Here is an 11,931-nt window from a genome sequence, read left to right on the forward strand (position 1 = left end):
GGGCAGAGGTGGAAGTGCAGTAATGTATGGAGCTGACTGTCACTAATAGGTCGAAGGCTTGACCTAAATAGTCTGGGAAACACGGATGAAAAAGTATTTACCATATGCGGTTTTGAAGGTACAACCTTCAGATGGCCCAGTGGCTCAGTTGGTTAGAGCGTCGCCCTGTCACGGCGAAGGTCGTCGGTTCGAGTCCGATCTGGGTCGTTAGCATAAAATTTAATATGCGAATGGGATCTTAGCTCAGCTGGGAGAGCATCTGCCTTACAAGCAGAGGGTCACAGGTTCGAGCCCTGTAGGTCCCACTTACAACAGAAATGTTGTACAATGGATGGATTCCCGAGTGGCCAAAGGGGACAGACTGTAAATCTGCTGCAAATTGCTTCGGTGGTTCGAATCCACCTCCATCCATTAAGCCGATGTGGCTCAATTGGCAGAGCAGCTGATTTGTAATCAGCAGGTTATCGGTTCGAGTCCGATCATCGGCTTTTTTCATGTTTATAGTATATCGCGGGGTGGAGCAGTCTGGAAGCTCGTCGGGCTCATAACCCGAAGGTCATAGGTTCAAATCCTATCCCCGCAATTTTTTTTGCCTGATGATCAATCATCGGTAATAAGCCCAGATAGCTCAGTTGGTAGAGCAGAGGACTGAAAATCCTCGTGTCACTGGTTCGATTCCGGTTCTGGGCATTTTTAATTTTATATGGAGCATTAGCTCAGTCGGTAGAGCACTTGACTTTTAATCAAGTTGTCCGGGGTTCGAATCCCCGATGCTTCACTTTTTATCCAGGAAATATATCCTGGATTTTTTTTGCTCAGAAAAACCTCTGAAAGGCTACAAATACTTTTATTTTAATTCAGAGTTTCATAAGAAATTTTATGATTTCTTTAGGGTGAAAACATAATTTGAACACATTTGTTGTATATACTAACAGCATATTAGCAAAGAGCTAATATATTTCATAACTCACACTTCGCAGCGACCACACGCTGCGGAGTACTCCCTCAAAATATAATTTTTCTCTTTCCTGAAAAGGCTGTGCAATTTGCACAGCCTTTTCGCATAAAGAAAAATCTGGTAACTAATAGTAGTTACCAGACAATCGCATCTAAATCGCTATTTTTTTTCTCTGAAATCGTAATAATTAACTTATGTGGAAGGCAGGCGATGACTTCTCCTGTCTGAGAGATAGAGCCTGTGTGTACACAGACAAGGTCAGGACAATTAGCGTCTGTAACAGCAATTTTTCCATTCTTTACTGTGATGGTGTTGCTGCCACCGTTACCGTCATCCAGGACAAGTTCAGTGTCTTTGCTCAGATCTAATTCGCTGATGGTTTCTCCATCCTGTTCAATGATAGCTGTAGCGCCGGTTTTTCCGAAGAAATATCTTTGAATCAGAAAACCGACACCGATGATCGCCAGCAGTACTAGAAGAAAAAGATAAGTATTTCGTTTTTGCTTCATAATATTATTCCTAAAATGTTTTTTTCAGTTTGCAGTCATCCAAGATGAATTCAGCTTCTGTCTGATCCAGAGATTGAATCAGGTCATTTGCTTTTTCATACCCAAGTGTCATGCAGGTAGTGCTTAGAGCATCGCCGGTGAGGGAAGAATCACAGATAATCGACACGCCCCAGAGATCATTCTGTATTGGATAACCGGTATCTGGATCCAGGATATGGTGATAGATGACACCATCCTGTTTAAAGTAACGTTCATAGATACCGGAGGAAACTACTGTCTGATCTTTTACTTTTACCACGTCAATGATAGGGTCATTGTCATCAAATGGTTTTTGGATGCCAATACTCCAGTCAGATCCATCCGGTCGGCTGCCAATGGTCAGTACGTTACCTCCCAAATTCAGAAGACCCGAGGTCACGCCGTTTTTAGTCAGATAAATCTTCATCTGGTCGGCTGCAAATCCCTTTACCAGTGCACCCAGGTCAATCATCACATCATCCGAAGCAAAGGTCAGGGTATTACCGGACAGAGAGAGCTGGTCAGCGCCCACTTTGCTTAGTGCTTCCGCAATATCATCTGAATCTGGTACGCTGGCGTCTTCGCTTTTGAAATCCCACAGATCTGATAATGGAGCAACGGTAATATCAAATTTCCCATTGGAGATCTGATAATATTTCAGGCCAACAGAGATGAGTTCGGCAACGTCATCGGATACGGTGACAGTATTTTCCGTTCGATGATTGATGGCATACAGTTCACTGGTTTCCAATGTACGACTGAAAGTATTCTCATATTCTCCGCACATTTCTACACAGTGATCCATAAGCTCCTGCCCATTTTCTCCGGCATAGAATTGCAGACCGATAACCGTATCGAAATAAATAAAGTTTTTTTCATAAAGCTGTTCATCAGACTGCTGGTTCGTCTGCATGCTACATCCGGTGGCAGAAAGCAGGAGCAGACAGGAAAGAAAAATCGTTTTTGTTTTTTTCATAAAGTCTGATCCCTTTCCCTAATGACGCTGCTCTGCAGTATCATAGGTCTCGCAGAAACGTGCGGAGAAGGATGGCTTAAGGCCAGCAGCCCACAGATGAGAAATATCCCCCAACTGTGCAGCACGAAAACAGGCAATGCCCTGTTCTCGTTCTTCGGAATGAATGGTTGTCACAGAGGTCGGTGCAAATGCAGTAGTATGCCATAAAATAAATGGGGAAATCCCCATCAGATGAGACAACAAGACACATTCCAGTCCGAAGTGACAGAAAAATACAATGGTGTCCCGATTGGAGCGGGTGACCTTGTAGATGCCATTTTCACGGACATAGCCATAAGAAGAAAGCAGGCGGTCAAATTTCTGAATCACATGATCGTAAACGGAAAGAAAATCACCAGCCTTTACAATCTCACTGTTTCTCCATTCTGTTGGATGAAAATATTCCGGGTGACTCCACAAATAAGATGGAAGAATGTCCCAGGATACATTGGCAGTCAGCCTGCCATCACGGATCTGTCGGTCTGGATAGGCTTCCAGCAGATGTTCATTCTGATCCAGATAGACACGGGCAGGGAATTCTTGAAGCCAGTCCAGAGTAGTGGCTGTCCGGTTCATGACCTTTAAAGTGCAGGATGCGGTATCCTGTGCACGGCCAAGCGGTGATACATAAAAATCTCTGACGTTTAACTGACTGATCCGATGAGAAAGAATCTCAGCCTCTTTCCAGCCGTGTTCGGTCAGGGTATCATGCTCATAGTCAGGATCACCATGTCTGATAATTATTAAATCCATAATCAATACTCCTAATATTCATTTCTATTGCGCTGTATTTCAAGAGGATTATATCATGATGTATAAGGATTGTGGTATACTAACCTTATATTTTTACTGGAAATCAAGAGAAACAGAGGAACATGGGAGTGAACAAAATAGAAATACAAAACCCAAAAACAGAACAGCCGTCTGGTCTGTATGAACAACTGGAAGAATATTGCAGTTCCGATGCGTATCCTTTTCACATGCCCGGACATAAAAGAAATGCGACATTGATCCGGGAAATGTACACATTTGGACGAGAAGAAAAAGACAGGGTAAGAAGAAACAGGATGCCGTATGGCATTGATATTACAGAAATCGATGGATTTGACAATCTGCATCATGCAGAAGGTATTTTGCTGGAAGCACAGCAGAGAGCTGCCAGTCTTTACGGGGCATATAAAAGTTTTTATCTGATTAATGGAAGTACCTGCGGAATTCTGGCAGCCATATTTGCCTGTACCACACAGAAAGGAAAGCTGTTGATGGCACGAAACTGCCACAAAGCGGTCTATCATGCGGTAGAACTGCGGGAACTGGAGACGGTGTATCTGTATCCGGAGTCTGATATTGATGCAGAAGAAAGACGCAGTGGTGATGATGGAAATGAGTGTACAGCCAAATGGAAAAGGAAACTGGCGCAGATCAATGGTTCTATTCGTCCGGGGGATGTGGAGGAGGCGTTGACACGGGATCCGCAGATTCAGGCGGTGGTGATTACCTCTCCGACGTATGATGGCATTTTATCGGATGTGGAGAAAATCAGTGAGATTGCTCATGCGCATTGGGTACCATTGATTGTGGATGAAGCTCACGGAGCGCATTTTGGATTTCATCCGAATTTTCCAGAAAATGCATTGAAAAAGGGTGCAGATATTGTGATCCACAGTCTGCATAAGACATTGCCTTCTATGACTCAGACTGCATTGCTTCACATTGGAGAGAAATCCACAAAATGGACGGAGTATGTGAAAAAATATCTGGATATCTTTGAGACCAGCAGCCCGTCCTATGTATTTATGGCGGGAATGGATCAGTGTATGCGTCTGATTGAAGCAAAAGGAAAGGAACTTTTTGAAGATTACAGTCAAAGACTTCATTGCTTTAAAAAAGAAGCTGCAAAACTGCCACATATCCATCTGCTTACAGATGAGGATGTTGTCCGGCAGCAGGTATATGAAACAGATCCCGGAAAACTGGTAATTGCCGCAGATGGATGGAATGGACATGAGGTGGCAGAGTTTCTGCGACGGAAAGAGCATCTGGAAGTAGAGATGGAAGCTGCCGGATATGTAATCGCCCTGACCAGTATTGCGGATACGGACGAAGGATTCAAAAGACTGAAAAATGCACTTATCCACATTGAGGAGAATATCTCCACAAATTCTGTGGAAGACGAAGAAAAACAACCACAGAAGAAAGTAGGCTCGTATATCAGGAGTCTGTCAAGAACGTCAGGTAATGAGGAAGAAATAAAGGTTCTGTCCATTGCGCAGGCAACAGCATGTGAGCATACAACTATGGACCTGGAGAGAAGTATCGGAGAAATCAGTGGAGAGTATATTTATCTTTATCCGCCAGGAATTCCGCTGGTGGTGCCGGGAGAGAGAATTACAGAAGAACTGCTCTGTCAGATACGGGAAGTGAGACAGACAGGACTGGAAATCCAGGGAATGCGGGATTATTCAGGGAAAAAAGTAGATGTTTGCAGAAAAGTATGATATGATAGCTAGGTCTTGCAGGCAGAAAAAAGATTTATTAATCAAAACATAGAAAGAGAGGAAAAACGAAAAAGATATGAGTACCTTTCGGTATAGAATCAATGTGTTATATCAGTATAAAGATCTGGTTAGGGAACTGGTAAGCCGAGACCTGAAGCTGAAGTACAGAAGAAGTTTTCTTGGTTACGTGTGGAGTGTACTGAATCCGCTTCTGATTATGCTGGTATTGACGGTAGTATTTTCTACGATGTTCAATAAGAATATCGATAATTATCCGGTTTACCTGCTGACAGGTCGAATCCTGTATGATTTTCTGAAGATCAGTACCAACAGTGCCATGAAGTCGATAACTGGTAATGCAGCATTGTTAAAAAAGACTTATGTACCAAAGTATATTTTTACCCTTGCTAAGATTACCAGCTGCATGGTAGATACTGTATTATCCATGGGAGCCCTGATTATCGTTATGCTGGTTACCGGAGCGAGATTTTCATGGACGTTCCTGCTGTTCCCAGTCGTGATCCTGCAGATTTATATTTTCTGCTGTGGACTGGGATTCTTACTGGCCACCCTGAATGTATTTTTCCGTGATATTACATACATTTATAATGCGGTTACCACAGCATGGCTGTATCTGACCCCGATCATCTATCCATTGGAGCGTCTGCCGAAGATCCTGCAGCTGCTGGTGAAGGGGCTGAATCCATTGTATTATTATGTGGCACAGTTCCGTGATCTGATCTACGGCTGCCACCTTCCGGGACCGAGAATTTTCTTCGGTGGATGGATCATTGCATTTCTTATGCTGATCATCGGAGTAACGGTATTCCAGAGAATGAAGGATAAATTTATCTTATATATCTAACATGCAAAGAGCAGGAGAAAATCATGAGTAAGTATGTAGTGGATGCGGATCACGTAACGATCCGGTTTAACTTATCCAGTGAGAAAATTAATAATTTAAAAGAATATGCCATCAAGCTGGTGAAGCATCAGCTGATGTTTCAGGAATTTCTGGCCCTTGACGATGTATCTCTGAAGGTAAAAAAAGGAGAAGCCTGGGGATTGATCGGCACCAATGGATCTGGTAAGTCTACCTTTCTGAAGGCGATAGCAGGCATTCTGAAGCCTTATAAGGGCACGATTAAGGTAAAGGGCAGGATTGCTCCCCTGATCGAGCTGGGAGCCGGATTTGACGGGGAACTGACGGCCAGAGAGAATATCTATATGAACGGAACTCTGCTGGGACATTCCAAGGAGTTTATGGATGAACATTTTGATGAAATCGTAGAATTTGCCAATATCAAAAAATTCCTGGATTCACCTGTGAAGAACTTTTCTTCCGGTATGAAGGCCAGACTGGGATTTGCAGTAGCTACGGTAGACTGTCCGGATGTACTTATTGTAGATGAGGCACTGGAAGTAGGAGATATGAATTTCCGTAAAAAATGCCGGGAACGCATGGTCGAACTGTTGGAGGGCGGTACAACGCTTCTGTTCGTGTCTCATAATATCAGGACGGTACGGGAGGTCTGTGACCATGCGATCTGGCTGGACAAGGGTATTACCCGGATGAGTGGTGATGTGACAGAGGTCTGCGATGCCTATCAGGAAGAACAGGATCTTCTGGACAGAGAACGCAAAGAGAAGAAACGAACGAAGAAGTTCGAGAAGAACGGAAAGATCTATGATTATCTGGTTGTTGGTTCGGGTCTGTATGGGGCGGTATTTGCCAGAGAGATGGAAAATGCCGGCAAGCGCTGTCTGGTGCTGGAAAAGCGGGATCATATCGGTGGCAATATCTATACGGAGGAAGTGGATGGTATCCATGTACACAAGTATGGAGCCCATATTTTCCATACCAGTAACGAAGAGGTATGGAAGTATATCAATAAATATGCAGAGTTTAACAACTATATTAATTCGCCGGTGGCCGTCTATGGAGATGAGCTGTATAATCTGCCGTTTAACATGAATACCTTCAGTAAGCTGTGGGGGATCAGGACACCGGCAGAAGCAAAGGCAAAGATTGCAGAGCAGATCGCAGATCTGCATATTACAGATCCACAGAATCTGGAAGAACAGGCGTTGTCCCTGGTGGGACGGGATGTCTATGAGAAGCTGATTAAGGGCTATACTGAGAAACAGTGGGGAAGAGACTGCAAAGATCTTCCGGCTTTTATCATTAAGCGTTTGCCATTGCGTTTTACTTATAATAACAATTATTTTAATGATGTATATCAGGGTATTCCGAAGGGCGGTTACACGCAGATTATCGAGAAGCTTCTGGAGAATGTGGATGTGATGACCGAAACAGACTTTTTTGAATATCGCAGGGAACATGATAATTTTAAAAAGATTGTGTTTACTGGTATGATTGATGAATACTTTGATTACAGGCTGGGTCATCTGGAATACCGTACCGTACGATTTGAGACAGAGAGAGTCGAAGACGCAAGCTATCAGGGAAATGCAGTGGTGAACTATACGGCAAAAGAAGTGCCATATACCAGAATCATTGAGCACAAGCACTTTGAACCAGAGCTGGAGGCTGAGAAACCAAAGGATTATACCATCATTTCCAGGGAATATTCTACGGAATGGAAGCCAGGCATTGAACCATATTATCCGGTAAACGATGAGAAGAACAGCAAGCTGTACGAAGCATACCGGGAGCTGGCTGAAAAAGAAGAAAACGTGATCTTCGGCGGCAGACTGGGACAGTATAAGTACTATGACATGGATAAGGTCATTGATGCGGCGCTGGCAGCAGCACGGAAAGAGCTTGGAAAATAATAGTATAAGAAAAATGAAAAATCCGTGGTCAGGTATGCCAAAGGAGAGGTGTAACTGGCCACGGAATATAAGAATCATACAGGAAAATACGAAATGGTTAACGTTTTACAATAAACGCACCGGCATCTTTTGTGATATAAAATCCTTTGTCGGTCTTTTTCTTTACAAATGCCCGAAAGTCGCGGTATCGGTCAACGATGTATCGATTCTGGTTGCCATGACAGGATAGCACATAGGCAATCAGTGCATCAGCGTCGGTTACATTCAGATAATCTTCATATTGAACCCACTGAATATGGGAAAATTCTTTCTCTAACAGAGCTTTTCCATTTCCCTTGCCGAAGCGTTCATACAGACGATCGGCAGACAGGACAATCCGGTCATCAAATTCCCGTACCAGCTCACTGATTTCTTTCATATGCTGTTCACTGTAGGTGCTGCAGATAAAGACACCGCCTGGTTTGAGTACCCTTTTTACTTCACGGAAGACCTGTTGCAGATTTTCACAGTAGAACAGTACATGATTGGCAATCAGCAGATCGACACTTTGATCAGGCATATGAATCTGATGGGCATCCATAACATCAAAGCAAAATCTGTTATCATCGGTTCCAATAGAACGCCTGACATCTCGCAGCATACCATCAGAGAGATCAGACAGAATAATCCGAACATTCTGTGGGATACGTTCCTGGTTTTCCAGCCAAAGGGAAGCATCACCGCATCCCAGCTCCAGAATGGTATCACCTGACCGGATGTGACACTGCTCATATAACCATGGAAACCATCCCTGTTGATTGGCAGTGTATTCTTTATGCAGATTGATACGGGCAGAGATATTGGAAGAATTCAGATACTGGTTCTTCAGTTTCTGTTCCATTTCGTTGATATTGACAACCTGCAGCATATGGCTCCAGTCCACCTGATCGCCGTGATCCACTGACTCAGAGGCTTCTTGCAGCGCCTGCTTCATCAACTGCATCTGCTCCAGACGTTCTTCCATCAGCCCCAGCTGCATATGCAGGGACTCGGATAAAAAAGAACGGTCGCCGTTTCGCATGGTCATTTCCCGGATATCATCCAGAGAAAAGCCAAGATATTTTAAAAATAAAATCTGTTGTAATCTGGCAAAATCCTCATCCGTATAAAAACGGGCCCCGTTTTCATTGACAAAAGAAGGTTTTAAAATATGATGTTCATCGTAATATCGAATCGTTTTCTTGGTGATATGTGCCTTGGCGGCAAATTCACCGGAAGAATAATAGCCTGGTAATTTCATGGTTAAGACACTCCTTACCAGATATTGTACCATAAATCGACCATCAGAATCGTCTGATTTTTGTTCATCTGCTACAAATTTGCGTATTTTACATAAAAAACACTTGAAGGTGCCCTTAGGGCATCTTTTATAATGCAGTTATAACCAGTAAAGATTTGTTTGTGGCCTGATGTAAGTTTGGCCAGAATAGGAGAGTACGAAAGAAATGAAGGGAATCATTTTAGCAGGAGGATCCGGAACCCGTTTATATCCGTTGACCATGGTAACTTCCAAGCAGTTACTGCCGATCTATGACAAGCCGATGATTTATTATCCGATGTCAGTGCTGATGAATGCAGGGATTCGTGATATCCTGATTATTTCTACACCGCAGGATACCCCACGTTTTCAGGAGCTGCTGGGTGACGGACATCAGTTTGGTGTGAATCTGTCTTATGCGGTACAGCCAAGCCCGGATGGACTGGCTCAGGCATTTATTATCGGAGCGGATTTCATCGGTGATGACACCGTAGCTATGGTACTGGGAGATAATATTTTCGCAGGCCACGGTCTGAAGAAGAGACTGACTTCTGCAGTGGAAAATGCAGAAAACGGCAAGGGCGCTACTGTATTTGGTTATTATGTAGACGATCCGGAACGTTTCGGAATCGTGGAATTCGACCATAGTGGAAAAGCGATCTCTATTGAAGAAAAACCGGCTAAGCCAAAGAGCAACTATTGTGTAACTGGTCTGTATTTCTATGACAATCGTGTGGTAGAATATGCAAAGAACCTGAAGCCAAGCGCCAGAGGCGAGCTGGAGATCACCGATCTGAACCGCATCTATCTGGAAAATGGTGACTTGAATGTGGAACTTCTGGGACAGGGATTCACCTGGCTGGATACCGGAACACATGAGAGTCTGGTGGATGCAACCAACTTTGTGAAGACCGTAGAGACCCATCAGCACCGCAAGATCGCCTGCCTGGAAGAGATCGCATATCTCAATGGATGGATCAGCAAAGAAGATGTGCTGAAGACTTACGAGATCGTAAAGAAAAATCAGTACGGACAGTATCTGAAGGACGTGTTGGACGGAAAATACAGAGAACAGTTATATTAGGAGGAACTATTATCATGAATATTATCGTTACCGGCGGAGCCGGATTTATCGGAAGCAACTTTATTTTTCACATGTTAAAGAAATACCCGGATTACCGTATCGTGTGTCTGGACTGCCTGACTTATGCAGGTAACCTGTCCACACTGGCCCCAGTAATGGACAATCCAAATTTCCGTTTTGTAAAAGAAAGCATCACAGACAGAGAAGCTGTTTATAAATTATTTGAAGAAGAACATCCGGACATCGTGGTAAACTTCGCAGCAGAGAGCCACGTAGACCGTTCTATTGAGAATCCAGAAGTATTCCTGGATACCAACATTAAAGGTACGGCAGTGCTGATGGACGCCTGCAGAAAATATGGCATCACCCGTTATCATCAGGTATCTACTGATGAAGTATACGGAGATCTGCCTCTGGACCGCCCGGATCTGTTCTTTACCGAAGAGACTCCGATCCACACCAGCAGCCCGTACAGCTCATCCAAGGCTGGTGCTGACCTTCTGGTACTGGCATATCACAGAACCTATGGACTGCCTGTAACCATCAGCCGTTGCTCCAATAACTACGGCCCATATCATTTCCCAGAGAAACTGATTCCGCTGATGATTGCCAATGCATTAAATGACAAGCCACTTCCAGTATACGGAGAAGGATTAAACGTCCGTGACTGGCTGTACGTAGAAGACCACTGCAAGGCTATTGATCTGATTATTCATAAAGGCCGCGTAGGAGAAGTTTACAACATCGGTGGACACAACGAGATGAAGAACATCGATATTGTAAAACTGATCTGCAAGGAACTGGGCAAACCAGAAAGCCTGATTACCCATGTGACAGACCGTAAAGGACACGACATGCGTTATGCGATTGATCCAACCAAGATCCACAATGAACTGGGCTGGCTGCCAGAAACAAAATTCGCAGACGGTATCAAGAAGACCATCAAATGGTATCTGGAAAACAGAGAATGGTGGGAAACCATTATTTCAGGGGAATACCAGAACTACTATGAAAAAATGTACGGAGACAGATAGAAATGGGACAGATTAAAGTAGAGAAAAATGTAGGCGGCATTCAGGGACTGTGCGTGATTGAACCAACCGTGCACGGTGATTCCCGTGGATACTTTATGGAGACTTACAATGAAAACGATATGAAAGAAGCAGGACTGGACATGGTATTCGTACAGGATAATCAGTCCTGCTCTACCAAAGGTGTATTGCGTGGACTACATTTCCAGAAGCAGTTTCCACAGGGAAAGCTGGTACGCGTGATAAAAGGATCCGTCTATGACGTGGCTGTAGACCTGAGAAGTGATTCTGAGACCTACGGAAAATACTACGGCATCGAACTGACCGAAGAAAACAAGAAGCAGTTCTATATTCCACAGGGATTTGCACACGGATTCCTGGTATTATCTGATGTGGCAGAATTCTGCTATAAATGTACCGACTTCTATCATCCAGGGGATGAAGGCGGTATGGCATGGAACGATCCGGAGATCGGCATCCAGTGGCCACAGGTAAAGGGCAGCTACCAGGGAAGCGCATCCGCTGAAGGATACGTGATGGAAGATGGCACGGCACTGAATCTCAGCGATAAAGACCAGAAATGGCTGGGAATCAAGGATACATTTAAGTTCTAAAGAACAAAACAGGAAAGAGAAAATGAGAAAAAGAGCTGATGCAGAGACTCAGAAAGAAGTCAATGTGTCGGCTCTTTTTGCTGTATTGACGGTGATTTTTGACCATGATAA

Annotated in this window: 10 protein-coding genes, 7 tRNA genes and 1 pseudogene; 14 read left to right on the top strand and 4 right to left on the bottom strand. The window is 43.9% G+C overall.

Annotated features, from left to right (window positions below):
- Positions 1 to 133 precede the first annotated feature (133 nt).
- The 7 genes from OCV47_RS14185 to OCV47_RS14215 all read left to right on the top strand — a co-directional run bounded on the left by OCV47_RS14185 (position 134) and on the right by OCV47_RS14215 (position 778).
- Positions 134 to 207 (top strand) — tRNA-Asp (locus OCV47_RS14185).
- Positions 208 to 232: 25 nt separating this feature from the next.
- Positions 233 to 305: transfer RNA gene (locus tag OCV47_RS14190), tRNA-Val, on the top strand.
- Between the two features lie 24 nt (positions 306 to 329).
- Positions 330 to 411 (top strand) — tRNA-Tyr (locus OCV47_RS14195).
- A gap of 4 nt (positions 412 to 415) precedes the next feature.
- A tRNA-Thr gene (locus OCV47_RS14200) sits at positions 416 to 488 on the top strand.
- Between the two features lie 21 nt (positions 489 to 509).
- Positions 510 to 583: transfer RNA gene (locus OCV47_RS14205), tRNA-Met, on the top strand.
- A 34-nt stretch (positions 584 to 617) separates the two neighbouring features.
- A tRNA-Phe gene (locus tag OCV47_RS14210) sits at positions 618 to 690 on the top strand.
- A gap of 15 nt (positions 691 to 705) precedes the next feature.
- Positions 706 to 778 (top strand) — tRNA-Lys (locus OCV47_RS14215).
- Positions 779 to 1,092: 314 nt separating this feature from the next.
- On the opposite strand, the gene OCV47_RS14220 is transcribed toward OCV47_RS14215, so the two are convergent.
- Genes OCV47_RS14220 through OCV47_RS14230 form a run of 3 tightly spaced genes read right to left on the bottom strand, consistent with a single transcriptional unit; the run spans position 1,093 to position 3,253 of the window.
- On the bottom strand, positions 1,093 to 1,467 hold the full coding sequence (locus OCV47_RS14220; RefSeq protein WP_262655711.1) for a NusG domain II-containing protein: 375 nt from the start codon (positions 1,465 to 1,467) through the stop codon (positions 1,093 to 1,095).
- Between the two features lie 10 nt (positions 1,468 to 1,477).
- Entirely contained in the window at positions 1,478 to 2,461 is a 984-nt protein-coding gene (locus OCV47_RS14225) for an FAD:protein FMN transferase (RefSeq protein ID WP_262655712.1), read from the bottom strand.
- Positions 2,462 to 2,479: 18 nt separating this feature from the next.
- Positions 2,480 to 3,253, bottom strand: coding sequence for a histidine phosphatase family protein (locus OCV47_RS14230; protein WP_256299690.1), 774 nt, complete (start codon positions 3,251 to 3,253; stop codon positions 2,480 to 2,482).
- Positions 3,254 to 3,381: 128 nt separating this feature from the next.
- Here OCV47_RS14230 and OCV47_RS14235 point away from each other — a divergent pair, with 128 nt between their 5' ends.
- The 4 genes and pseudogenes from OCV47_RS14235 to glf all read left to right on the top strand — a co-directional run bounded on the left by OCV47_RS14235 (position 3,382) and on the right by glf (position 7,794).
- Positions 3,382 to 4,998, top strand: a complete 1,617-nt coding sequence (locus OCV47_RS14235; RefSeq protein WP_262655713.1) for an aminotransferase class I/II-fold pyridoxal phosphate-dependent enzyme — start codon at positions 3,382 to 3,384, stop codon at positions 4,996 to 4,998.
- A 76-nt stretch (positions 4,999 to 5,074) separates the two neighbouring features.
- Complete coding sequence (locus OCV47_RS14240) at positions 5,075 to 5,863, top strand: ABC transporter permease (protein WP_262655715.1); 789 nt, start codon at positions 5,075 to 5,077, stop codon at positions 5,861 to 5,863.
- A 134-nt stretch (positions 5,864 to 5,997) separates the two neighbouring features.
- A pseudogene (locus tag OCV47_RS16100) lies at positions 5,998 to 6,405 on the top strand (ABC transporter ATP-binding protein); the annotation flags it as partial.
- Between the two features lie 276 nt (positions 6,406 to 6,681).
- Positions 6,682 to 7,794 carry a UDP-galactopyranose mutase gene (gene glf, locus OCV47_RS16105; protein ID WP_262655757.1) on the top strand — a complete coding sequence of 371 codons (1,113 nt, stop codon included), beginning with the start codon at positions 6,682 to 6,684 and terminating at the stop codon, positions 7,792 to 7,794.
- A gap of 97 nt (positions 7,795 to 7,891) precedes the next feature.
- On the opposite strand, the gene OCV47_RS14255 is transcribed toward glf, so the two are convergent.
- The gene (locus OCV47_RS14255) at positions 7,892 to 9,073 is read right to left on the bottom strand and encodes a MerR family transcriptional regulator (protein WP_262655717.1); all 1,182 of its coding nucleotides are present in this window, start codon (positions 9,071 to 9,073) and stop codon (positions 7,892 to 7,894) included.
- 205 nt (positions 9,074 to 9,278) lie between these two features.
- Here OCV47_RS14255 and rfbA point away from each other — a divergent pair, with 205 nt between their 5' ends.
- The 3 genes from rfbA to rfbC are packed head-to-tail and all read left to right on the top strand — an operon-like array spanning position 9,279 to position 11,820.
- Positions 9,279 to 10,175: a glucose-1-phosphate thymidylyltransferase RfbA gene (gene rfbA / locus OCV47_RS14260; RefSeq protein WP_117449903.1), complete on the top strand. Its 897-nt coding sequence runs from the start codon at positions 9,279 to 9,281 to the stop codon at positions 10,173 to 10,175.
- A 14-nt stretch (positions 10,176 to 10,189) separates the two neighbouring features.
- The gene (rfbB, locus tag OCV47_RS14265) at positions 10,190 to 11,209 is read left to right on the top strand and encodes a dTDP-glucose 4,6-dehydratase (RefSeq protein WP_117449904.1); all 1,020 of its coding nucleotides are present in this window, start codon (positions 10,190 to 10,192) and stop codon (positions 11,207 to 11,209) included.
- A gap of 2 nt (positions 11,210 to 11,211) precedes the next feature.
- Entirely contained in the window at positions 11,212 to 11,820 is a 609-nt protein-coding gene (gene rfbC, locus OCV47_RS14270) for a dTDP-4-dehydrorhamnose 3,5-epimerase (protein ID WP_117449905.1), read from the top strand.
- Positions 11,821 to 11,931 lie beyond the last annotated feature (111 nt).

Source organism: Muricoprocola aceti (assembly GCF_025567005.1).
Classification (GTDB): Bacteria; Bacillota; Clostridia; order Lachnospirales; family Lachnospiraceae; genus Marvinbryantia; species Marvinbryantia aceti.

Bases quoted from the DNA above. Each gene is read 5' to 3' on its own strand.
- OCV47_RS14255 (WP_262655717.1), bottom strand. From the start codon at position 9,073: ATGAAATTACCAGGCTATTATTCTTCCGGTGAATTTGCCGCCAAGGCA.
- OCV47_RS14225 (WP_262655712.1), bottom strand. From the start codon at position 2,461: ATGAAAAAAACAAAAACGATTTTTCTTTCCTGTCTGCTCCTGCTTTCT.
- OCV47_RS14220 (WP_262655711.1), bottom strand. From the start codon at position 1,467: ATGAAGCAAAAACGAAATACTTATCTTTTTCTTCTAGTACTGCTGGCG.
- OCV47_RS14240 (WP_262655715.1), top strand. From the start codon at position 5,075: ATGAGTACCTTTCGGTATAGAATCAATGTGTTATATCAGTATAAAGAT.
- OCV47_RS14230 (WP_256299690.1), bottom strand. From the start codon at position 3,253: ATGGATTTAATAATTATCAGACATGGTGATCCTGACTATGAGCATGAT.
- rfbA (WP_117449903.1), top strand. From the start codon at position 9,279: ATGAAGGGAATCATTTTAGCAGGAGGATCCGGAACCCGTTTATATCCG.
- rfbB (WP_117449904.1), top strand. From the start codon at position 10,190: ATGAATATTATCGTTACCGGCGGAGCCGGATTTATCGGAAGCAACTTT.
- rfbC (WP_117449905.1), top strand. From the start codon at position 11,212: ATGGGACAGATTAAAGTAGAGAAAAATGTAGGCGGCATTCAGGGACTG.